At 48.1% G+C, this 22,719-nt stretch carries 24 protein-coding genes and 1 pseudogene; 13 read left to right on the forward strand and 12 right to left on the reverse strand.

Annotated elements, in window-relative coordinates; all coding sequences use genetic code 11:
- Positions 1–318: 318 nt before the first annotated feature.
- Entirely contained in the window at positions 319–828 is a 510-nt protein-coding gene (locus E3U44_RS14535; RefSeq protein WP_134358848.1) for a DUF1269 domain-containing protein, read from the reverse strand.
- Positions 829–1,150: 322 nt separating this feature from the next.
- Between E3U44_RS14535 and E3U44_RS14540 the strand changes: the two genes are divergently transcribed.
- Together E3U44_RS14540 and E3U44_RS14545 are read left to right on the forward strand one after the other, a co-directional pair.
- Positions 1,151–1,468: a methyltransferase domain-containing protein gene (locus E3U44_RS14540; RefSeq protein ID WP_134358849.1), complete on the forward strand. Its 318-nt coding sequence runs from the start codon at positions 1,151–1,153 to the stop codon at positions 1,466–1,468.
- 89 nt (positions 1,469–1,557) lie between these two features.
- Positions 1,558–2,292, forward strand: coding sequence for a ZIP family metal transporter (locus E3U44_RS14545; protein WP_134358850.1), 735 nt, complete (start codon positions 1,558–1,560; stop codon positions 2,290–2,292).
- Between the two features lie 171 nt (positions 2,293–2,463).
- Here the strand turns inward: E3U44_RS14545 and E3U44_RS14550 are convergent, their stop codons facing one another.
- Positions 2,464–3,768: a glycerophosphodiester phosphodiesterase family protein gene (locus tag E3U44_RS14550; protein ID WP_134358851.1), complete on the reverse strand. Its 1,305-nt coding sequence runs from the start codon at positions 3,766–3,768 to the stop codon at positions 2,464–2,466.
- 311 nt (positions 3,769–4,079) lie between these two features.
- Between E3U44_RS14550 and E3U44_RS14555 the strand changes: the two genes are divergently transcribed.
- Positions 4,080–4,457, forward strand: a complete 378-nt coding sequence (locus E3U44_RS14555) for a YbaN family protein (protein WP_134358852.1) — start codon at positions 4,080–4,082, stop codon at positions 4,455–4,457.
- Here the strand turns inward: E3U44_RS14555 and E3U44_RS14560 are convergent.
- Positions 4,441–4,827 carry an LOG family protein gene (locus tag E3U44_RS14560; protein WP_134358853.1) on the reverse strand — a complete coding sequence of 129 codons (387 nt, stop codon included), beginning with the start codon at positions 4,825–4,827 and terminating at the stop codon, positions 4,441–4,443. The two genes, E3U44_RS14555 and E3U44_RS14560, sit on opposite strands and share 17 nt — an antisense overlap.
- 42 nt (positions 4,828–4,869) lie before the next feature.
- Here E3U44_RS14560 and E3U44_RS14565 point away from each other — a divergent pair, with 42 nt between their 5' ends.
- From E3U44_RS14565 to E3U44_RS14580, 4 genes and pseudogenes are all read left to right on the forward strand, one after another.
- A complete protein-coding gene (locus tag E3U44_RS14565) occupies positions 4,870–5,298 on the forward strand; it encodes a methyltransferase family protein (RefSeq protein ID WP_240761834.1) in 429 nt (142 codons plus the stop codon).
- Between the two features lie 23 nt (positions 5,299–5,321).
- Positions 5,322–5,462: pseudogene (locus E3U44_RS20110) on the forward strand (GFA family protein); the annotation flags it as partial.
- Positions 5,463–5,535: 73 nt separating this feature from the next.
- Positions 5,536–5,874 carry a YkvA family protein gene (locus E3U44_RS14575; protein ID WP_134358855.1) on the forward strand — a complete coding sequence of 113 codons (339 nt, stop codon included), beginning with the start codon at positions 5,536–5,538 and terminating at the stop codon, positions 5,872–5,874.
- A 3-nt stretch (positions 5,875–5,877) separates the two neighbouring features.
- Positions 5,878–6,255, forward strand: a complete 378-nt coding sequence (locus tag E3U44_RS14580; protein ID WP_134358856.1) for a thiol-disulfide oxidoreductase DCC family protein — start codon at positions 5,878–5,880, stop codon at positions 6,253–6,255.
- 26 nt (positions 6,256–6,281) lie between these two features.
- Here E3U44_RS14580 and E3U44_RS14585 read toward each other — a convergent pair whose 3' ends face one another.
- A complete protein-coding gene (locus tag E3U44_RS14585) occupies positions 6,282–7,823 on the reverse strand; it encodes an alkaline phosphatase D family protein (protein ID WP_134358857.1) in 1,542 nt (513 codons plus the stop codon).
- Between the two features lie 669 nt (positions 7,824–8,492).
- Here E3U44_RS14585 and E3U44_RS14590 point away from each other — a divergent pair.
- Positions 8,493–8,903, forward strand: coding sequence for a cytochrome c (locus E3U44_RS14590; RefSeq protein WP_134358858.1), 411 nt, complete (start codon positions 8,493–8,495; stop codon positions 8,901–8,903).
- A 13-nt stretch (positions 8,904–8,916) separates the two neighbouring features.
- Here E3U44_RS14590 and E3U44_RS14595 read toward each other — a convergent pair whose 3' ends face one another.
- The 3 genes from E3U44_RS14595 to E3U44_RS14605 all read right to left on the reverse strand — a co-directional run bounded on the left by E3U44_RS14595 (position 8,917) and on the right by E3U44_RS14605 (position 11,460).
- Complete coding sequence (locus E3U44_RS14595) at positions 8,917–9,555, reverse strand: MBL fold metallo-hydrolase (protein WP_134358859.1); 639 nt, start codon at positions 9,553–9,555, stop codon at positions 8,917–8,919.
- Between the two features lie 35 nt (positions 9,556–9,590).
- Positions 9,591–10,229 (reverse strand): L,D-transpeptidase family protein, encoded by a 639-nt coding sequence (locus E3U44_RS14600; RefSeq protein WP_134358860.1) that lies wholly within the window; start codon positions 10,227–10,229, stop codon positions 9,591–9,593.
- A 100-nt stretch (positions 10,230–10,329) separates the two neighbouring features.
- Positions 10,330–11,460, reverse strand: coding sequence for a GNAT family N-acetyltransferase (locus E3U44_RS14605; RefSeq protein ID WP_134358861.1), 1,131 nt, complete (start codon positions 11,458–11,460; stop codon positions 10,330–10,332).
- A gap of 124 nt (positions 11,461–11,584) precedes the next feature.
- Between E3U44_RS14605 and E3U44_RS14610 the strand changes: the two genes are divergently transcribed.
- Positions 11,585–11,995 carry an Rrf2 family transcriptional regulator gene (locus tag E3U44_RS14610; RefSeq protein ID WP_134358862.1) on the forward strand — a complete coding sequence of 137 codons (411 nt, stop codon included), beginning with the start codon at positions 11,585–11,587 and terminating at the stop codon, positions 11,993–11,995.
- A gap of 102 nt (positions 11,996–12,097) precedes the next feature.
- Here the strand turns inward: E3U44_RS14610 and E3U44_RS14615 are convergent, their stop codons facing one another.
- From E3U44_RS14615 to htpG, 3 genes are all read right to left on the reverse strand, one after another.
- Entirely contained in the window at positions 12,098–12,403 is a 306-nt protein-coding gene (locus tag E3U44_RS14615; protein ID WP_134358863.1) for an STAS domain-containing protein, read from the reverse strand.
- 224 nt (positions 12,404–12,627) lie between these two features.
- Positions 12,628–13,245: a response regulator transcription factor gene (locus E3U44_RS14620; protein ID WP_134358864.1), complete on the reverse strand. Its 618-nt coding sequence runs from the start codon at positions 13,243–13,245 to the stop codon at positions 12,628–12,630.
- A gap of 80 nt (positions 13,246–13,325) precedes the next feature.
- Positions 13,326–15,227 (reverse strand): molecular chaperone HtpG, encoded by a 1,902-nt coding sequence (htpG, locus tag E3U44_RS14625; RefSeq protein WP_134358865.1) that lies wholly within the window; start codon positions 15,225–15,227, stop codon positions 13,326–13,328.
- Positions 15,228–15,403: 176 nt separating this feature from the next.
- On the opposite strand from htpG, the gene E3U44_RS14630 reads away from it, so the two are divergent.
- The 4 genes from E3U44_RS14630 to E3U44_RS14645 are packed head-to-tail and all read left to right on the forward strand — an operon-like array spanning position 15,404 to position 20,929.
- On the forward strand, positions 15,404–17,038 hold the full coding sequence (locus E3U44_RS14630; protein ID WP_134358866.1) for an alpha-D-glucose phosphate-specific phosphoglucomutase: 1,635 nt from the start codon (positions 15,404–15,406) through the stop codon (positions 17,036–17,038).
- Positions 17,039–17,073: 35 nt separating this feature from the next.
- On the forward strand, positions 17,074–18,492 hold the full coding sequence (locus tag E3U44_RS14635; RefSeq protein WP_134358867.1) for an acetyl-CoA carboxylase biotin carboxylase subunit: 1,419 nt from the start codon (positions 17,074–17,076) through the stop codon (positions 18,490–18,492).
- Between the two features lie 23 nt (positions 18,493–18,515).
- Complete coding sequence (oadA, locus tag E3U44_RS14640; RefSeq protein WP_134358868.1) at positions 18,516–20,342, forward strand: sodium-extruding oxaloacetate decarboxylase subunit alpha; 1,827 nt, start codon at positions 18,516–18,518, stop codon at positions 20,340–20,342.
- Entirely contained in the window at positions 20,339–20,929 is a 591-nt protein-coding gene (locus tag E3U44_RS14645) for a Maf family protein (protein WP_134358869.1), read from the forward strand. Before oadA ends, E3U44_RS14645 begins: the two co-directional genes overlap by 4 nt.
- Before the next feature lie 6 nt (positions 20,930–20,935).
- On the opposite strand, the gene rsmA is transcribed toward E3U44_RS14645, so the two are convergent.
- Both rsmA and pdxA read right to left on the reverse strand, forming a co-directional pair.
- Positions 20,936–21,733: a 16S rRNA (adenine(1518)-N(6)/adenine(1519)-N(6))-dimethyltransferase RsmA gene (gene rsmA / locus E3U44_RS14650; protein ID WP_134358870.1), complete on the reverse strand. Its 798-nt coding sequence runs from the start codon at positions 21,731–21,733 to the stop codon at positions 20,936–20,938.
- Positions 21,730–22,716, reverse strand: a complete 987-nt coding sequence (pdxA, locus tag E3U44_RS14655) for a 4-hydroxythreonine-4-phosphate dehydrogenase PdxA (RefSeq protein WP_134359859.1) — start codon at positions 22,714–22,716, stop codon at positions 21,730–21,732. The genes rsmA and pdxA overlap by 4 nt, the downstream gene beginning before the upstream one ends.
- Positions 22,717–22,719 lie beyond the last annotated feature (3 nt).

Consider the following 22,719-nt stretch of genomic DNA (forward strand, 5'->3'; position numbering starts at 1 on the left):
GTATAGTAAAAACTTCGCTTAATTTCGAGCTTAACTTTTCAGCTCTATTGAACTCCTAACGAAAAAGGAAGCAGCGCAAGGAGTTGAATCTGCCCCTGTGCTTTCGCCGTTTAAAGAGCAAATCCAGCACTTTATTACCATCCCACTGGGTTTGAACCAGCAGGCAGTACTCTATTCAATTAGAGGGTGGGCTTCAAAGTCCGTTCCCCGGGACTGGACTCATCCCTTTTAACGGGAAAGACCAGCCGGGGTTGAATTGACAGGAACTTCTGAAATGGGGTTTCTTCCTATGAGGGTAGGAAAGAAAGAACTTGGAGATTAGGGAAATGCCGGAATAGTAGGTTCAGTCCCATTAATTTCTGCCTCGGGATGATGTTTTTTCACCAATTCACCAATTTCATCAATCCGATCTTTGGGGACATCTACCATCATCAGGAGTTCTCCCTTTTCAATGGCTTCCTCATATTGCTTAATTTGCGTATTAGGGACATCTGAGCCAATCATGGAGGAAAACCATGCTCCAAAACCGGCACCCGCAAGGCCCGTCGCTAATATAGCTCCGCCACCCAGGGCAAGCCCTGCCGGCGGAAAGGTGACAGCGACTATTCCCGCCAAAACACCGGTGGCGCCACCTACCGCAATGCCCCTCTCCAGGGCTGGGACAAAATCACTTTTTTGCGCGAGTCCCGCCTCCGGAAGATCTTCCATAGGGGTTCCTTCCTTGGCAATAATATGGATATGCCGCTCTTCTACCCGAGCCAACAACAGCTCATTAACTATGGCTTTGGCACTGCCAACATTAGGTACCATAAAATAGAGTCTTCTCATATCTTTTTTTCCTCTCTGCTACGTCTTCTGCACATCGACCTTTACATACAGCATGTACTCGATGATACGGGTTTGACAAACTTGTGCAGTTTTGAGCTTAATTTTCCCCTTCATCACAGCAAGGTATTGTGACTTCGCTATTTCTCAGGAATATTCGTTGAAGTTTAGCACGTGATCTTCCAAAAGATCTTTGGCGAAGAGTACAGCGAAAATCCTCTTGCTCTGCCCTTAGTGCTCTTTCTGCAACACCAAAGTCTGATCTCGCACCTGTTATAAAGCTGCGACCTAGGAAATTTTTCATAATTTAATTATAGTAGGGTCAATGCAAGTTCTCAAAAACTTGGACCCACTTAGCATGGCAAAGCAAGCTATCCTGATGGAGAAAGATAGCGCTTCATTGCTGCCCTGGCATGGCTTGGGGCTCGCTATCGGCGTCGGTACTGGGCGCTTCGCCGCCCCGCTAAGGGTCCAGGTTGGCATCGACCCGGCACATAAGGTACAGGCCTATGCGACCAAAAGAGGCATTTCCTCTGCACAGGCCATCGCCGAAGCTCTCCCCTTTACGAATAACAGCTTCGACTGCCAGAGATCCGCAAGATCAAAGCCTTGCGCGCTGGTCATGGCGAGGGGGCTTTCATGATGGTCAAGGCATGCCGCTCCTTGTCCATCTAGAATGGGGTTTGCTCACTGTTCTGCTTACAATCGCTAAGGTACCCTGGAGCAAATAACATGGAAAACACATTCTGGGTGGCATTGGCAGCTAGTTCCTTGGCAGCACTGGTGACGGCGATGGGTATCTACACTATTCGCCACTTTGAGGCCTGGGGCCGAAAATATAGCATCTACTTCGTTTGCTTCGCCGCTGGCGTGCTGATTTCCGTATCCTTTTTGCACATCATCCCGAAGTCCTTCGAGATGAATGTCAATGCCCCTGTGTACTTACTAGTGGGATTTGTTCTGCTGCATCTGCTCAGCCGATTTATCACCGCTTTTGTCTGTGAGCAGAATCCGAATTCCCGTTACAGTATCGGACTGATCCCCATGTTTGGTATTGGTTTCCATTCATTTATTGACGGGTTCATGTACTCCATCACGTTTACTGTCAGCATCTTTACTGGAGCACTGGCCGCCACCGGCATGGTACTCCATGAATTTCCTGAAGGAATCATCACCTACTTGCTGCTTTTACGCGGGGGATTTAGCGAAAAAACATCTTTGATCCTGGCCTTTCTCGCCGCCTCACTGACCACGCCTCTAGGTACGCTGATTTCTTATCCCTACATTAGCCAGATTAATAAACCATTACTGGGAGCCTTACTGTCCTTGTCGGCAGGGGTGCTCATCTATGTGGGCGCTACCCATCTGCTGCCCCAGGCGGAAAATGAAAAGGAGCATCGAAATTACAGCCTGTTAGCCTTCGGTGCTGACATCCTGGTGGCCATCCTCATCGTGCTATCCAAGTGATACCTTTTTAGAAAGGGTGATGTCCGTGGACGGTGGGTCCAGCTAGAGGGTTCCTCCCCACAACTTGGTCCAGGTGGGAGAGAGGGAAGGAAGGGTCTCCCGTCCCTAGCCCAGAGGACAGACGGGCCTCTCATGATAACTTTCAAGCACCCGCCTGCCCTTTAGCTGGAGTTATCTTAAGCCCATACAATTGGCATAGTAGGTCACCGTCGCGGGCCAATCGGAAAACATGCCCAGGATACCCACATCTTTCGCCAGGATATCAAGCACTTCCAGCATGTCGCCATCATTGTTGATGGCATCGGTAATGGTCTGGTAGTACCAACCGCCGCCGTCCTTGAGCAGAACGGAGCGCTCCATCGTCCAGGTGATAATGTCAAGACCAGCGGCTCTGGCATTCAAGGCATACTCCGAGGGCACAATCTCATTATTCTCATTAAGTTCCGACAGTGCCCACATGGGGGGCGCGATAATTCTCACCCCCTGGGCAACAAGGCTCTCCATGGCAGCCAGGGAGGAGTCCAGCTCGCTAACGGAGTTGGCGTCATCAAGAAGCACCGCCTGCCTGCCGAAGGCGGGCTCATTGTTAATCCAATAGAGCACATCATCGAGATTGAAAGACTGAGGATACACTTTCCTCGCCCGAACACCTGCCTCATGGTACTCATCAATCAACTGCTGGGCATAATCCTCCTGGGTATAATCGCCTTCAAAAGGCATATTAACAGCGGGCGTTTTAAGCTCAGGGGTAAACTTCACGCCCAATGTCTTAAAGAGCTCAATGCTCTCTGCATGACTGAGTAAAGTACCCTTGGTGGAGTACAGATCGGTACGCCAGCTTGGAGTGGTGTTCATATACTCTTCGACGGTAGTGGCGTTGGGGTTGAAAGCATCCATCTTACCCTGAAGGGTCTTGAACTCCTCTAGGGTAATATCGCTGGTGCAGCATTTGGCCAAAGCCGGTGCAATAGTTTCGCCGGTAAAAGGGTCGATCTCAGCGGGAGTAAAGGGTACAGAGCACTTAGCAGCCAGGTCGGTGGCAAGGATATGGGTGGTGGTATGCAAATCGCATTGGGAGTGACGGCATACCAACTCTCTATCCTTGGTGAAGGTGACATCGCACTCTAGGATACCGGCCCCCATGCGGGCGGCTGCTTCGTAGGACTCCTTGGTGTGTTCGGGGAACTGCAGGGGGGCGCCCCGGTGGCCGATGGAAAAATCGGTCTGGTAGAAGGGACCTTGGGCACACGCTTGAAGGGCCTTCTTGAGCTCGCCCTTCTCCATGTCTTCCACGAGATAGAATGGCCGGGGACCAAGCTGCACAGGTTGGCCCCTTTTTTTATTGGCGAACAGCTTTTCCTGCTTATCTTTTCCCCACTTATGGTCTTCATAACTTCCCAAACCGTCGGCAGGGGTAAGGGCGGATAATGCTGCAAAGATAATGGTAATCATAAGTATAGAGCTATTTAGGCGCATTAGATCCTCCAGTTCTTTATCATAAAGAGGGTTCAGGCGGGATCGAAAAGGATCCAACGCGCCACACTACTGAGGTTTTATGTCTGTTAAATGGCAGTATTGTTAAGGGCTAATGAAAAGCCAATAATAGACGTTGCCCTATCGCCGCCCGGCCAAAGCTAATAAGGTGCTCATAGCCCCTGATTCTCTCCCTACAATTCTCTATAATATATAAAGCTCAAACACAGTGCAGTGGGGAATAGGCCCACCGCTATTTCCCCTTCACCGGATGCAGAAGAGATAGGTACTTAATCCGTTAGGTCATTTTATTCATGTGGTTCTACAAAGTTCTAGGTTTTGCCTTTACGGGGCTTGCGACAGTGGGAGTTATCCTCCCCCTCCTTCCTACGACCCCTTTTCTCCTTTTGGCCGCGGGATGCTTTGCCAAATCCTCTCCAAGACTTCACCAAATGCTTATAGAAAATGCTACCTTCGGACCGATGATCAAGAATTGGCATGAGCATAGAACTATTCCCTTGAGAGCCAAGATCATTGCTATTCTCTCATTAATTTTTTTCGGGGGTTATTCAGTGATCTTCGCTATCGAGAATACTATCCTTAAAATATTAGGCGCCTTAATCGTTGCCTACGCCCTGTTTTTTATTGCGAGGATTAAAATATACCGTGCCCACCCTACGCTTGCTGAATGATCTCAACAGCGTCATCCACAGTGTTCGCAATATGGATAATTTCTACATCTTTGGGACTAATCACCCCTTCGCTCAACATGGTTTCTTGAGCGAAACGCCGTAAATATTCCCAAAAATCGCCATCCATGCCAATAATGGGAAACCGCTCTAATTTTCCTGTCTGCACCAGTGTGACGACCTCAAAAGCTTCATCAAGAGTACCGAAACTACCAGGCATGATTACAGATGCAGAGGAGTATTTAACAAGCATCACTTTGCTTTCTAAATCCGATTCCCGGTTCCGTCTGCCCGACAGGAATACTTTCTCTGCCCCCTCCACTTTGCCGAGGAGCGAATAACGGCCTATATCATTAGTAGTTTTGCCATTCATGATTATCTCTTTTATATATTTTGTCACATGAATATTAAGTTGATGGGTTATTTTCTAGTCACATTACAGTTTGTAGCAATTATTTTATGCTACTTTCCTTTTGCTCTAGCAGATAGGAATTTTACGTCTAGCTTATTCTTAGTGACTATTGGATTAGTCGCTGGAATAATCACACTTTACTTTAACCGGTTAAATAATTTTAATATCCACCCTGAAATAAAACATAATGCCAATCTTATTACTCATGGCCCTTACAAATATATCCGCCATCCTATGTATACCAGTTTATGCATAGTAATGCTGGGTATCACAACCTACAATTTCCATTATCTAAATTTTATCGGCTTGACAATGTTAGTAATAGTTTTAATAGCCAAATCCCATATTGAGGAGATTCTATTAAAGAATTATTTCCCTGAATATCTCGATTATATAGCAAGAACAAAAAAATTTATTCCTTTTATTTTCTAACAAGTTAGGGGGAGGTCAAATACATGCAGCTTAAATGTTCATGCCATTGCGGCAGCGTACGCTTTACACTTCATTCCCCACACCCTTACCCCTTTAACCTCTGTTATTGCTCTATCTGCCGAAAAACCGCGGGCGGTGGGGGCTATACCATTAATCTAGGTGGAGATTATAAAATCCGGAAGAATCTCTTGCACAATGGCATAAGCGGCTAGGGCTTGAAAACTTTGGGTCTTAATTATGAAAAAACGGAATCGAACGACACAATACTCAGAGAGGGTCTTCTGGGAGAAGATCAGCATATATGCAAAATCAGCAGGAGTGAATGTTATAGAAACCGCTTTGAAACTTTATTATGCTTTACAAGATGAAGATACTCCCAAATGGGCAAAAACAGTTATTTATAGTGCTTTAATTTATTTTATCTCTCCAGTTGATACTTTACCTGATTTACTGCCAGGGGGTTATGTGGATGATTTAGGCGTACTATTATCGGCAGTTGCAACGATATCGACTCATATAAAAGAAGAACACTCAGACAAAGCAGGGGTTAAAATCGAACAGTGGTTTAAAAGATAATTTATGGAAAATAATGATAAAAAACCTATAAAAGTGTACTACAACAGTGCATGCCCAGTCTGTAATGCAGGGATAAAAAATCAAAAGGCGAAAATGGCTCACTGTAGAATAGAATGGAAAGATGTTCATACCCAATCAGGCATCCATAATGAGATATCACCTGATCTTGAATTTGTCCGAAAAAGGCTTCATGCAATAAATGAAAAAGGAGAAATAAAAGTAGGAGTTGAAGCATTCGAGGTCATTTGGAGGCATTCACCTAATGAGCGTTGGAAAGCTAAGCTTGTTTCCTTTCCTATAATAAAACAGATTTCTATTTTTCTCTATAATGCATTTGCCTGGTTTTTGTATAAGTGGAATCTCCGAAAACACCATTGGTGAGTTCACCACTAAATTTAGCATCAACCTCATATATAGGGTGAACAGTAAACACACACAGGTTCTTCCCCTTGATGTCCATAAATATAAAATCTAACTTTCGGATCAACACCAGGTTGAGGCGTTTTAATTTCGATAAGACCAAGATTTAATCCACCATAAGGATTTTTTATATAGCTTTTTACCCCCTTTAAAAAATTAACTTTTGCATTCAATAAACCATTATTAATCGATACCTTTCGGTTAGCCCGAATAAGAAGCTTTGAAAAGAATTGCACAAAAAAAGTATTGATATGGGTAATGGGACTAGAAACCACTTGATAAGTATTAGGTCCTTCTTTATTCCACTTAATACGGTGAACACACCCAATATGAATATCTCCACTTAGCAAAATCATTTTTTGCGAAGGATACTTAAGCTGATGTTGATAAATCGTTTCTAGAAATTTATTTCTATCCTGCACATGGGCACCAGAAGACCACCGATCTGAAAAATCTTCACCAGAATAAGTAATTCTAGCTGCCAGCTTTGCTAGAAAACGAGGTAAATGAATAACAGGCACACTCAGTACAAAAAACAATATTTTTTTGTCTCTATGTGCTTTTAAGAATTTTTCAATTTTTATATGTTGTTTTTTAGAAAAAAGTTTTCCATTTCTTCCAGCCTTTCGATTAGAACGCAAATCCAGGACAAAGACAGCTGTATTTCCATAGCTAATATCATAATCAAACGAATCCGGTAGTTCTTTCTGATAATCCATCACGCAGGAAGCTTGATAATCAAAATAAGCTAATTTTGCTCCTATGAAGAACTCCTGCCATTGGGGAGTTTGATGCTTTGGATCAGAACCCCAATTATCAATAATGTCATGATCATCCCAAATAGGATAGCAGGGATACTCCCTATGTATTGTTTTTAAATCGGCAAGATTCCAGAAATACCGATAACGATGTTGAAATATCTTCCGTATACTTTCGCTCTTATATTCCAAAATGTTTTTTTTATCTTCAGATGCAATAAAAGAAAGATAATCTGGATTAAAAAGAGAAAGATTCCGCGGATAGTCTGAATACATCTGATCTCCCATCATCAAAACGAATTTGGTATCGTGGTACTCCATACATCGTTTTGCGGCACGCAGCATTTGAATAGATTCTAAGTGGACCAAACCATCTTCATCAAATGGCTGATTGCAACTCATTAACGCAATTGAGAAACGACTCGGTGTTTGATCGGGATGACTAGGAGCTGTTTCAAAAGTTCCTGCTCCAATGAGCTGATCATCTGTTAAATGTTTGACTTCATAAGCATATCGGGTTAAAGGCTCTAAAAATTGGTTCTCCAAGGTAAATGGAAATTCTATACTGTAAGTATTATCATTTTTATTTTCATATTCTATTGCTATATATCCTTCCTGTACATTTTCCTGATCTCCTATTTTCCACCAACGTAAACACAAAGTTCCGGGTCTTTCTGAACGAATCCATAATCGAGCTGATTTTGCCTTTACAGCGCCGACAGATACCATATTTTCAAGCGGCTCGATCTGAAAGTTTTTTGAGTTTTCCATATTATTCAAATGATTAAATTATTTAAAATGGCTAAGGATAAATTAATTTTCAAGAAATATATTTAATTTTTATCAGAGCTAATACGCTTCAATATCTGCTCAACTAGGTGATATTTCTCGGCTAATTGATTCATCCAATCTCATACGCGCGGTGAATGTTTTATTAAAACTGGCAACCCAATTAAGATTAATGGAAGCCCAAGCGGAATTGGTAACCAAAATATAATCAAACCCGTGAAGACAGAAATGGCTCCAAAACTAAGATATATTAACTTAATCATTTTTCTTAAATTCCACCATCAGTCTCCCCCACTGTACTCAGGTTTGACTACATTATAGCAATGCATGTCGGATAAATTTCTTATAAGTATTTATATTTTATGGTTTTTTCATCGATTACAGGTGTGTAATAAAATGTCAGAAGCTATAGCGGTTCCCCCGTAGAGGAAATCCCGTTGGGCTTGGGACAAACGTGGCCCGACGTCAAGCTTCCAGCAGCATATCTTGACACGCTGACCCCCAAGCTCCTGAGGTCTAACTCAAACGGGAAAGACTATAATTTATTTAGATAATAGCTCCGATAGGTTTTGATTCCTGTCTCAATATAGCCTAGTTTTTAATGCAGGGCCTTTTACAATTTAGTGATTGGAATAAAATTAAGGAGGTTCTATGAATAATAAATTGACTCTGACCAGTTCTTGTTTCTTTGCCATTGTTATGCTGTCTGTAGTGGCGCTCCATCCTCTCAATGCAGCCAACCCACCAGAGGAAGAAAGCAAGGTAAAAGAGTTTATGCAGGTGAAACTCTCTAGTTCCCACGATGTTTTGGAGGGCTTAATCGAGGAAGATTTTTTTAAGATCTTAGAGGAAGCCAAAAGAATGCTGGCAATGAGTCATGCGAGCGAATGGTATGTTATGAAAACCCCAGAATATAAAGAATATAGTACTGAGTTTCGTGACCACCTGCAGGAACTCATAGGTGCGGCTAAGGATAAAAACCTTGACATCGCTGCCCGTAGTTACTCCCAGTTGACCGTAACTTGCGCAAAATGCCATAAGCATGTGAGAGAGGAGCAGTAGCAGAACTTTTGGCTCAGCTATTTTCCCTCAAAAATGGATTCAATCGTCGCTCTTCTCCAAAAGTGGACATGGGTCCATGACCTGGAATAAATCGGACCTCATCTCCCAGAGGAAGAAGACGTTCACGAATGGAGCAGATTAAAGCATCATAATCGCCGCGGGGGAAATCAGTGCGGCCAATGGAACCCTGAAACAATACATCTCCAACGAGGGCCAGGTGACTATTCGGATGAAAAAAAATTACATGGCCGGGCGTGTGTCCTGGACAATGATAAACGTTAAGTACTATATTGCCAAAGGAGACCGTATCACCCTGCTCTAACCAACGATCAGGCGCAAAGGATTCAGCAGGAGGAAAACCAAACATTTCACTTTGCGAAGGCAATGAATCAATCCAAAATTTATCCTCTATTTGGGGTCCCTCGATAGGCACGCCTAACCGGCGAGCCAATTCGGCCACGCCCCCAGCATGATCAATGTGCCCATGGGTTACCAGAATCTTCTCTATTTTTAATCGGTTAGCCTCAATTTTTTCCAGGATTCGCTCCAAATCACCCCCTGGATCAACGACTGCTGCCCTCCTGGTCTCTTCACAAGCAAGCAGGGTGCAATTCTGCATAAACGGAGTAACGGGCAAGATTTCAAATTTCATACACTACTTTATCAACATCAACCAGGGAAAATGGGTTAATCTGCAAGGGAAATATTTGATTCTACGTTAATACCAACAAACAAACGTTTATCAGCGGGATCATTAAGAATGGTTACCGGGGTGCCCGGCCCTATAAACTGACGCAATTCATCAATTTCAGCGTTGGTAAGAGCAATACAACCTCGAGTCCAGTCAAAATCATGGTGAATCGCTAATTTTTGATTTGTTTCTTCCCCGATACCATGGATCCCTATAAATCCCCCTAACCGAGTTTGCTGGGGGGGAACCCCGTTTTGCTCTTGATGGGCTCGGTAAATATGGATTAGCTCCTCCCATGAAATCAGCCCTTTTTTGTACCCCGCCATGGCATCCTGACGACCAGGATAATTGAGATGTATGAAGTAATAAAACTTACGACTGGGCCAAGAATCTACTATCTCATATTCTCCCTCTGGAGTGCGTTTGTCTCCCTCAACACGCTTCCCCCCTATCCCCCCTTGTCCTAGGGCAGCATGATATTTTTTAATTACCCGCGCCCCCTTTTTCACCATCAGTAATCGTTTGGACTTTATGACAATAATTTCGTAAGGAAGCTCAGTAGGCGGCGTTGCGATCACAGGTGGACTTGCTAAAATCAGTGCCAAGCTAATGAATAACAACAAAAAATTAGGCATTACTCAAGATTTCCTATTGTTATTTTGGAAGAATTGTCCTGCCGCCAACGGTTTGACTCACTCAGGAGCTATAGCAATTCCCATGCCTCTTTTTGCTTAATTATTGCCGATAAGGGCTATGCTCTCCCAATTCTACTATAGCGTTCCTTATCATCCGGCGCTCTTGGACAAGAAAATCAGCAACCGCCCCATGGAAACTGGAGTCACTGAGCCAATGAGCGGACCAAGTGACGGTGGGTAAAAAACCACGGCTAATCTTGTGCTCCCCCTGGGCTCCAGGCTCGAACCATTGTAAACGGTGCTTAATACAATATTCTAGACCGCAGTAATAACACAGTTCGAAGTGCATACTAGCCAAGTACTCGTGACATCCCCAATAGCGGCCATAAAGGGTGTCTTGGCTTCGTAGGTATAAAGCCCCTGCAATAGGCTTATCCCCTCGAGTAGCCAACGCCAATACCACCGCTTGCCCCATGGTCCGCCCCAGAGACTTAAAAAAGGGCAAAGTAAGAGCAGGGTAATTCCCTTTGGCATTAAAGGTAGCCCGGTAAAATTGATACATGGCGTGCCACTCTAAATCGGTGGCCTCATTACCATGGATAACTTTGATTTCTACCCCTTGTGTTTGGGCTTGGCGACGTTCTCGCCTAACCTCCTTACGCCGCTTTGAACTCAAGGCCGCCAAGAACCCATCAAAATCTTGATAATCTCGGTTGCACCAATGAAACTGATAGCCTTGGCGCAAGAGTAACCCACAGCCTGCCAGCCACTCTATCTCGCGCTGGTGAGGAAACAACCAGTGAAGGGATGAAACTCCCCACTCTTTAGCCAGCGTCATTGCCGTCTGAATAAGCCCATGGACTAGCATTTTATCTACACCCGGCTTCAACAGTAGCCGTGAGCCGGTCACAGGGCTAAAAGGTACGGCGACTACTAATTTAGGATAATAATGTCCTCCAGCCCGTTCCCACGCTTCAGCCCAGGACCAATCAAATACGAATTCGCCAAAAGAATTGTATTTGAGGTATAAAGGAACCGCCCCCAGCAAGCTACCCTGTTCATCCTCAGCAAGCAGATATCGTGGAAGCCAACCCACATGGGTCCCGATGCAGCCATGGCGCTCAAGGGCACTTAGAAATTCATAACATAGGAAAGGATTATCGGTTCCCTCCAATACATTCCACTGCTCAGAAGCAAGGATCTCGATAGATTCAGCAACTTTAAATCGCATGGCAACCCTACTCTGGATCGTCTATCTTGACTAGAATACTCAAGATTTATATACAGCCCAGTGGTGATTTTTTGACGCTCTGTATGTTATTATTTTATCTCGTCTGGTAATGTATTAGTTGCCTATGAGACTTTCCAACCGCCCCCGTTATGCGATTAGCGCCATGATGAATTTGGCCTTGGCCAAGCAGCCAAGCTCAGTTACATTAGGAGATATAGCCCAGCTTGACAATATCTCTGTCTCTTATCTAGAGCAAATCTTTGCTAACCTACGCCACCACGGTTTAGTGGAAGGAGTGCGGGGTCCAGGTGGAGGCTATCATCTTGCCCGAGCTGCCGAGGAAATCACCATTGCCGAAATTATTGCTGCAGTAGATAAACAACCAGGTAAGCTCAATCCTTTGGCTATTGCTAATAATTCCGTAAGTGAAGCCGAACGACTTTGGAATGACTTCAGCGTACGGCTTTATGATTTTCTGAACCAAATCACCCTGGCGGATCTCACCCAGCGTTGGCCCCACTTACGCGAGTGCTAATTCTAAATTACCAATTTTATCTATAACCTATATCTATAAAAATAAAATATTTTTATAAAAATAAAATATTTTTTTATTCTCTTTTTGATCGTCTCCCCGGGGTCACGTAAACGTAAAGTAACGATCAAAATCTCGTGCTTGCAGTTGCCTTTGGAGTTCTGGGCGACAATTGACTATATTGATATCGCTCTGATCCTTTCCCGTGCATTCTCTTAACATCAATAGCAAGGCATAACCAGAATCGCGAATCATCTCAGTTTGCCCCATGTCAATAACAAATATTACATCCCTATCGCGGGCTTGTTGCGCTGCATGCCAAAACTCTTGGCATAGGGAGAAATCTAGTATCTCAGAGGTGGCCAAAGTAATCACATTCGTTTCTGTAGCGGTGCCAACGTTAAAAGACATAGCAGGCTCTCCTTGGTTCAATAGGCGAGGGAATTGCTGCTGCAACATCAGTACCTCCCTTTATTCTGAACTGCTTCGCACTACAAAATATAGCGCAGCATCTATTCTCTAGACCTTTAATTAATAGGTCCGGCTAGTATCCGCCTAGTATAAATAGCTCGCTACGGGAGCTAAATAGGTAATTCTACTTATTACGAAGAACCATTTTCGGGCCTGCAACCCGTCTATGAGGAACGTCGGAGCTTTAGAACAAGGCGTGCTAATTCAGTAGCACGCCTTACTCTCATCTTAGCCATAATCCGGGCACGGTGGATTTCCACAGTACGGATGCTAACCCCCAACTCGGCAGCGATCACCTTATTGAGCTTTCCCTCGATTACCTGGTTGAGGACATCCCTTTCTCTAGGAGTCAGGGAAGCCAACCGTTTTTCAATGGTATCCCGTTGCGCTCGCTCGGTCCGTTTAATCTGATCTAGGCCAATAGCCTTATGAACGCACTCTAGTAAGGTCTCAAAGTTAAAGGGTTTAAGTAAAAAATCCACCGCTCCCTGCTTCACCGCCCGCACTGCCGTCGGCACGTCAGCATGACCTGTGATGAAAATAATCGGAATATCAACCTCCTGAGAGGCAAGATACTCTTGCAGCTCCAAACCTGTGCTCTCTGGCATACAAACATCTAAAACAACACAGCCAGGCTGGTTAGGCTCGTAGGCTCTGAGAAAAGCGTTGACAGATTCGCAGCACTTTACACGATAACCCACTGAGTGGAGTGACAGACCCAATGAGTCTCTAACCGCAAAGTCATCATCGACAATAAACACCACAGGTTCACGTGTAGCCATGCCTAAGCTTTCATAGGGGATCACCTTCAATTCTTAGGGAGACCAATGGAGACTATCGTTCTCCCTCGGGGTTAACCTGCTTAACCTGCTACTGTCAAGAGTAAATTATTTAAACGTTTAACAAATAGGGCAGGTTCTTCAAGACGCCCTCCCTCAGCAAGTAAAGCTTGTTCAAACAAAAGGTTAGCCCAATCATCGAAGCCTTCTTCCGTCTCCTCCCCTTTAAGGCGAACAATAATGGGGTGGGTTGGATTTAGTTCAAGAATCGGCTGGACATGAGGCGTTTGTTGCCCTGCCTCCTTAAGGAGGCGCTCAAGATAGCCGCTTATATCATGCTGTTCAACCACTAAACAGGCCGGGGAATCCGTTAGACGATGAGTGACTCGCACCTCCTTGACTTTGTCACCGAGGCTTTTCTGAACCTTTTCAACAAGGCCTTTAAAGTCTTCTTCAACCTCTTTTTGCTGTTGTTTTTCCTGCTTATCCTCCAAATTGCCCAAATCCAGCTCACCTTTGGTGACCGACTGCAAGGGCTTACCTTCGAACTCAGGGAGCGATGCCACTAACCACTCATCCACCCGATCGGAAAGCAGTAAAACCTCAACCCCCTTTTTCCGGAACACTTCCAGATGGGGGCTGCTCTTGGCAGCCAGGAAAGTATCAGCAGTGATATAGTAAATTTTTTCCTGTCCTTCTTTCACCCGCGACAGATAATCGGCCAAAGAGACAGTTTGCTCGTCACTGTCATGATAAGTGGAAGCAAAACGTAATAGCCTGGCAATCTGCTCCCGGTTATTGGGATCTTCACCAGGTCCTTCTTTCATGACCTGCCCAAATTCTTTCCAAAAGCTTTGGTACTTTTGGGAGTCACGCTTAGCCATATCCTCCAATAATCCCAGAACCTTCTTCACCGAGCCAGCGCGGATGCTATCAATCACCCTATTATTCTGGAGAATTTCACGGGAGATATTGAGGGGCAAATCGTTGGAATCCACCACTCCCCGGACAAAGCGGAGATAGCGGGGCATTAACTGCTCGGCATCATCCATAATAAATACCCGTTGCACATAGAGCTTGATACCGTGCATACGGTCTCGGTCCCAGAGATCAAAGGGAGCTCGGGAAGGGATAAAAAGCAGAGAAGTGTACTCGAGCTTACCTTCCACGTGGTTATGGGTCCACGCCAGCGGATCTTCAAAGTCGTGGGCGACATGTTTATAGAAGGCCTGATATTCTTCCTCTTTGATTTCGCTTTTAGGCAAAGCCCAAAGAGCGGTGGCTTTATTGATCTGCTCCCATTCTTCCTGCTCATCTTCCTTCTTGTCGCCCCCACTTTCCTGCTTCATTTCAATGGGTAAGTCAATGTGATCTGAGTACTTAGTGACAATATGGCGCAAACGCCAACCATCTAAAAATTCCTCCTCCCCTTCCCGCAGGTGGAGAGTCACCTGGGTCCCGCGAGACGCTTTCTCTATGGTCTCAATGGTATAATCGCCCTCACCTCTCGATTCCCAGCGTACGCCGTGCTCCGGACCCACCCCTGCCCGCCGGGTTTCCAAAACCACCTTGTCAGCGACAATGAAGGCAGAATAGAAACCCACGCCAAATTGCCCGATAAGATGCGCATCTTTAGCCTGATCGCCGGAAAGAGCTTCCAAAAAGGCCCGGGTGCCCGACTTGGCAATCGTGCCGATATTATCAACAACCTCCTGGCGCCCCATGCCAATGCCGTTATCGGTGATAGTGATGGTTCGCTTGTCTTTGTCATAGCTGAGGCGAATACGGAGGGTACTATCATCCTCGTAAAGCGCATCATCAGTGAGCGCTTCGAAACGCAGCTTATCAGCCGCATCAGCCGCGTTAGAGATTAACTCCCGCAGGAAAATCTCCTTGTTACTATACAAAGAATGGATCATGAGGCTCAGCAGTTGCTTCACCTCGGTTTGGAAGCCCAAAGTTTCCTTATGGCTTGCTACAGTCATAGTATGTGGATCTCCTCCGTATAATGGAAACTGGATTGATGCCAATCAGCTAACATAAGGGCAACTCCCCCGGAATCAAGGGTCGATTTCAAACACTCCTTATGGTTGAATGTGACTATTTCATGATATCTAACTATAAAGAGAATAACTCAGCCTCTGCGAGAGCACTATTTACCATGAATATCCGTACTGTACCGACTACCCCCTATTCTGACCAGCGCCCGGGGACTTCTGGTCTGCGAAAAAAGGTTAAACACTTTCAACAACCCCATTACCTGGAAAATTTTGTGCAATCCCTCTTCGATTGCCTGGGGAAGCTTACAGGAAAAACGCTAGTTTTAGGGGGGGACGGGCGCTATTACAATCCAGAGGCCATTCAAATCATTCTCAAGATGGCTGCTGCCAACAAGGTGGGCCGGGTACTTGTGGGCTGTGAGGGGCTCTTTTCTACCCCTGCGGTTTCTTGTGTCATTCGCCGCTATAAAGCCTTTGGCGGGATAATTCTTTCCGCCAGTCACAATCCAGCAGGGCCGGAGGGTGACTTTGGGATTAAGTATAATATTGGCAACGGCGGCCCAGCGCCCGAATCGGTCACTGACGCTATTTATGCCCGGAGCAAGGAAATTGACCGCTATCTGATGGTGGAAGCCGAGAATATCCCCCTTGACACCCTCGGAGTTCGGAATCTGGCTGGGATGACTATTGAGATTATCAACCCCCTGGCTGATTATGTGGAGTTAATGGAAGAATTATTTGACTTCCCCCGGATCAAAACCCTGTTTGACACCGGGGTCTTCCACATGCATTTTGACGCCATGCATGCGGTTACCGGCCCCTATGCCAGGGAGATTCTAGAACACCGTTTGGGGGCTGATCCCGACACTGTATTGAACAGTGACCCCCTGCCGGATTTTGGTGGAAGCCACCCCGATCCCAATCTTGTCTATGCCAAATCTCTAGTGACCAAAATGTATCGGGGCAACGCCCCCAGCTTCGGCGCCGCCTCGGATGGGGATGGGGATCGTAACATGATCCTAGGCAAACGTTTCTTTGTGACTCCTTCCGATAGCCTGGCTATTTTGGCAGCTAACGCCCATCATATTCCCGGTTATCGGTTAGGTTTAGCCGGTATTGCCCGCTCCATGCCCACCAGCCGGGCAGCCGATCGGGTTGCTGAAGCCCTGGGAATCGAGTGCTTTGAAACCCCCACTGGATGGAAATTTTTCGGCAATCTTCTGGATGCGGGCAAAGTTACCCTGTGTGGCGAGGAAAGCTTTGGCACCGGGTCTGATCACCTCCGAGAAAAAGACGGACTCTGGGCAACCCTATTCTGGCTCAATATTTTGGCGGTACGCCGCCAGTCGGTGGAGGCCATTGTCCGGGAGCACTGGGCCAGCTGTGGCCGCAATTTTTACTCCCGCCACGACTACGAAGATCTTCCCACCGATATTTCCCAGCAACTAATGGAGGATCTGCGTAAGCAACTTCCTAAATTAAAGGGTAAACGCTTCGGGCAACGGGAGGTAATTCTTGCTGATGATTTTAGCTATACCGATCCTGTCGATCACAGCATCACCACCGGACAGGGAATTCGGCTCTGCTTTGAAGACGACGCCCGGATTATTTACCGTCTCTCCGGGACAGGAACTGAAGGGGCGACCCTACGGGTCTACTTGGAAACCTTTGAACCGGATCCAGCTTGGCACGATCTAGATACCCAAGTGGCCCTTGCCAACCTTATTCAAATTGCCGATCACGTAGCCCAAATTCAGCAGCGTACGGGCCGACCACAACCTTCGGTCATCACCTAACCCTAACAGACCACTATTACCTATGGATTAATTTTTTGATTAAAAAACTTTTAATTCCTAATAGAGGCGAGATCGCAGTACGTATTATCCGTGCCTGCGCCGAACTGGGCATTACTTCTGTGGTGACCTACACGGACGTGGACCGCCATGCCCTCCACGTCAAGAAAGCGGACGAAGCCTATAATGTAGGCGCAGATCCCCTGGCCGGCTACCTTAATGCCCGCCGTATCGTCGCCCTCGCCCGTGCCACCGGATGCGATGCTATCCACCCCGGCTACGGATTTTTATCCGAGAATCCCCGCTTGGCAGAGCGCTGCGAACAGTACGGGATCCGCTTTGTGGGTCCCCCCGCCCAGGTCATTCACTGCCTCGGCGACAAAATCGAAGCCCGCCATACTATGGAGGCGGCGGGCATCCCCATCGTCCCTGGCAGTCACACCAGCTTAGGGGGGTTAGAGGAAGCCCTAAGCCTTGCTGAGCAAATCGGCTATCCCGTCATGCTGAAGGCTACCGCTGGTGGCGGTGGGCGAGGTATTCGCCGCTGTAATTCCCCCCTAGAACTAGGCCGTAATTACGAGCGGGTAGTCTCTGAAGCCCAAAAGGCCTTTGGCAGCACGGAAATCTTTTTAGAAAAATGTGTGGTTAACCCACGCCATATTGAGGTCCAGGTCCTGGCCGATCACCAAGGCCATGCCATTCACTTGTTCGAGCGGGACTGCTCTATTCAACGGCGCCACCAGAAACTGATTGAAATTGGCCCTTCTCCTCAGCTCAGCGAGAAACAACGGGCCACAATTGGCAAGCTGGCCGTTAAAGCCTGCCAGGCGGTGGGTTACCGTAATGCCGGCACAGTGGAATTTCTACTGGATGCCCAGGGCAATTTCTATTTCATGGAAATGAATACACGGCTGCAGGTGGAACACCCGGTCACCGAAGCTATCACGGGAGTAGACATCGTCCAAGAGCAACTGCGCATTGCAGCCGGTGAATCCTTAAGCTACCGGCAAGAAGATATCCAACATCGGGGCTATGCGATGGAACTTCGCATTAATGCTGAAGATCCTAAAAATGACTTTTTGCCTAGCTTTGGCCGCATCACCCGTTACTACGCACCAGGCGGTCCAGGCGTACGCACCGATGGAGCTATTTACACCGGTTATGATTTACCCCCTTATTTCGACTCCCTGTGTGTCAAACTCACGGTTTGGGCCATGAGCTGGGAAAAATTACTCAATCGTGCCCACCAGGCCTTGCATGACATCGGTATCTATGGCGTTAAAACCACGATTCCCTATTATCGAAAAATTCTGGCCTCACCAGAGTTCCGAAGGGGAGAGTTTGATACTTCCTTCGTGGATAATCACCCGGAATTGCTGAACTACAGCGCCGATACCCGTGAGCCGGAGCTAGCAGCCGTAGTCGCTGCAGCCATCGCCGCTCACATGGGAGCTTGATCTTGAGCCGAAGGAGTTGAACCTTGTCCCGGGTACATATCACCGACACCATTTTGCGCGATGCCCATCAGTCCCTTATCGCCACCCGGCTCCGCACTGAGGACATGCTGCCCATCTGTCCAGAACTCGACAAAGTGGGCTACTGGTCCTTGGAAGTGTGGGGAGGAGCCACTTTCGATAGCTGTCTACGCTTTCTTAAGGAGGACCCCTGGCAACGTCTCGCCCGGTTACGGGAGGCGCTCCCCAATACCCGCCTACAGATGCTCCTGCGAGGGCAAAATCTAGTGGGCTACCGCCACTACCCAGACGATGTGGTGCAGGCCTTTGTCCAGCAGGCGGCGGCTGGGGGGATTGACGTCTTCCGAATATTTGATGCACTCAATGATTTGCGTAATCTCAGGGCTGCCATCGAGGCCGTCAAAGGCGCCGACAAGCATGCCCAAGGGGCTATCTGTTACACGGTCAGTCCAGTCCACAATATTGCGACCTTTGTCGCTCAAGCTAAAGAACTGGAGGCGATGGGCTGCGATAGTCTTGTGATTAAGGACATGGCGGGACTTCTCACTCCTTTTGCCACCGCCGAGTTGGTCTCCGCCCTCGTGGATTCGGTGTCATTACCCCTCCACCTCCATACTCACTCTACTGCCGGACTGGCCAGCATGTGTCACCTTAAGGCGATCGAGTGCGGCTGCCGCCATATCGATACCGCCATCTCTGCCTTTGCGGGCGGCAGCAGTCATGAACCTACCGAAAGCATGGTGGCCGCCCTTAAAGACACCCCCTTTGATACGGGTTTAGATCTAGAACTCCTGCAAATGATCGGCTTTTACTTCCGGGATGTGCGCGGCAAATATGCACAATTCGAGAGCGACTATACGGGGGTGGATACCCGAGTCCAGCTCAATCAGGTACCTGGAGGAATGATTTCTAACCTGGCTAATCAACTGCGAGATCAAGGGGCGCTCACGGCCATGAATGAGGTACTTGCAGAAATTCCCCGGGTTCGCCGCGATCTGGGATATCCTCCCCTAGTGACTCCCACTTCCCAAATCGTGGGGACCCAGGCGGTGCTTAACGTGCTGACTGGCGAGCGCTACAAGAATATTACCAACGAGGTTAAGCTCTACCTGGAAGGCCGCTATGGCCAACCTCCTGGCTCTATTAACGGCAGTGTACGCCAGCTTGCCATTGGCAACACGCCCGTCATTGAAGGACGCCCCGCCGATCTATTACCGGAAGAGATGGAACGCTTTAAGCAGGAAATCGGCGACTTGGCCCAATCAGAGGAAGATGTCCTGACCTATGCCATGTTCCCAGAAATTGGCCGAACCTTTCTGCAAGAGCGGGCTGCCGGCACCTTGCAGCCAGAGCCCCTCAACCCACCGCCTGAGCACGGCCAAAAAGGGGGCGTTCCCATTGAGTTCAATATTACTCGCCATGGCGAAACCTACAACGTTCGGGTCAGCGGCAGCGGTTTGCATCCAGACGGTCAACGCTTGTTCCATGTCTACGTGGACGGACTGCAAGAAGAGCTGTTGCTAGAAACCCTATCGGAAGCGCCCACACCCCAGGATGAAGCCACCGTTCCGGGGAAAAAGACGGGCTCCCGACCCAAAGCAACGGCACCGGGCCATGTGACCACTTCCATGCCGGGGACCATTGTGGAGGTGCTGGTAGAAACCGGCCAGCAGGTGGCCGCTAAGGAGCCGGTCTTGGTAGTCGAGGCGATGAAAATGGAAACGGAAATCGTGGCTCCTATTGGGGGTAAAGTAACGACCCTCCATGTGGCCAAAGGGGATTACGTGACCCCAGAAGAACGACTGCTTGAGATCGAAAGCAACCCCCAATGAGTTTAGCGTCTCCGACCCTCGTCCTCGCCTCGAGTTCTCCCTATCGGGCCGCCTTGCTAGAACGCTTGGGCTTGCCTTTTGAGACCGGCGCTCCCCACATTGATGAAGCGCCTCTACCCCAAGAACAGCCCGAGCAATTAGTGGCCCGCCTAGCGGAGGCTAAAGCACGGGCGGTAGGGGCTGAATTTCCCCATGCTTTGGTCATTGGTTCCGATCAAGTGGCGGTTCTGGATGAACAGATTCTGGGAAAGCCAAGGACCCACGAACGGGCTTTGCAACAACTGCGGGCTGCCTCAGGACGGGAGCTGATCTTTTATACTGGGCTTTGTCTATTCAATACTACCACTGGTAAAGCCAAAACCACTGTTGAACCCTTTCGGGTTCAATTTCGCCCACTCACGGAAAAACAGATAAAGCACTATCTTCAACGGGAGCGTCCTTATCAGTGTGCCGGGAGTTTCCAATCCGAGGGATTGGGAATCGCCCTTTTCAAATGCCTTCAAGGAGACGACCCAAACACCTTGATTGGCCTCCCCCTCATTCGTTTGACCGAACTGCTGGAACAAGAAGGCTATCCGGTTTTATAAAACGACCTATTGATGCTCTAGCCAATAACGGGTCAGAGCAAGATACTGTTCCAAATCCACCGTCTCCGGCCGCTGCCGGGGATCCATTCCAAGAATTTTTAAATCGGCGGAACCCAAGAGGCCCTTGAGGGCATTGGCCAGAGTCTTACGCCGCTGGGAAAAGGCCTGGGAAACCACCCGATTGAGAGCGGCGTGGGGAATTTCCGGTGCCAGGGATGGTCGGCAGGGTTTCAAGCGCACCACCATCGAATCCACCTTTGGTGGGGGCATAAAAGCTCCAGGTTTCACCGTGAATAAGGGTTCGACCCCACAATAAAACTGCACCATCACGCTCAAGCGTCCGTAATCCTTACCCCCAGGTTTGGCGGCCAACCGAACTACCACTTCCCGTTGTAGCATAAAATGCATGTCCTCCAAGACCTCGACCTGGGCCAATAGGTGAAACAACAAGGGGGTTGAGATGTTATAGGGTAAATTGCCCACCACCCGCAGGCGCTGGTTCTGCTCCCGAACAAGGGCACGAAAATCAAAGGCTAAGGCGTCCACATTATGCAGGCGTAAATCCCCTTCCGAGGCGCAGCTTTCGACCAGGTAGGCCGCTAAATCCCGATCTAACTCAATCGCTTCAAGATGCCCCAGGCCACGAAGCAGAGGAAGAGTCAAGGCCCCTTGACCCGGGCCAATCTCCACCATTAACTCGCCCGATTGGGGATGAATAACTCTGAGCAGGCGATCAATAACCTGTTTATCATGGAGGAAATGCTGCCCAAAGCGCTTGCGCGCCTGGTAGCCTGGAATATTCATTGTCTCTTTGCCAGTTCCAAGGCGGCCTTGACAGCTGCCTCCAGACTGCCGCTATCCACCGGGCCGCTGCCGGCAAGGTCTAAGGCTGTGCCATGATCCACCGAAGTGCGAATAATCGGCAATCCCAAAGTAATATTAACTGCCTGCCCAAAGCCCAGATGCTTAAGCACAGGCAATCCCTGGTCATGATACATGGCGAGCACCGCATCCGCATTTTCCAAGTAGCGAGGCACAAATACCGTATCCGCGGGTAATGGTCCCAAAAGTTGCATTCCCTCCGCCGCCCGCAAGGTTTCCAGGACCGGCTCGATGATCTCGATTTCCTCCCGCCCCAAATGCCCCCCCTCTCCTGCATGGGGATTCAGTCCACAGACTAAAATACGGGGCTCGGGGATTCCGAAGCGCTGCTTCAAATCACGATGCAATATCCGCAGGGTACCTTCTAGGCTCTGGGGGGTAATAGCAGCACTGACCTCACGCAGGGGTAAATGGGTGGTGGCTAAGGCGACCCGCAACCCAGGAGTTGCCAGCATCATCACAACTTGGGGGCTATTACAAAGCCCGGCCAGAAACTCGGTATGGCCGGTAAAAGCCATTCCCGCCTGATTGATCACCCCTTTATGGACGGGACCGGTAACCAAAGCGGCAAATTCTCCCTGCAAACATCCCGCCACAGAGCGCCGCAAGCCGTCCAAGACGTAAGCTCCGTTAGCAGGGGACAGACGGCCTGGAGTCACTGGCGCAGGGGCCTGCAGCGGTAGTATTTTCAGCCTCCCGGGTATCCCCGGCTCCGGCGGCTGGGCGGGATCATAGGGATCAAGGGCTAGCGCTAGCCCCCGCTGTCGTGCGCGCTGAGTAAGGACCTCGGGGTCGGCCACCACCACCAGTTCATATTCCCGCCGGTGGCGGGCCAACTGGATCGAGATATCGGGGCCAATTCCAGCAGGTTCACCAGGAGTGAGCACCAGCCGCAGACAGGGCATAGT

Source organism: Nitrosococcus wardiae (assembly GCF_004421105.1).
Lineage (GTDB): Bacteria > Pseudomonadota > Gammaproteobacteria > Nitrosococcales > Nitrosococcaceae > Nitrosococcus > Nitrosococcus wardiae.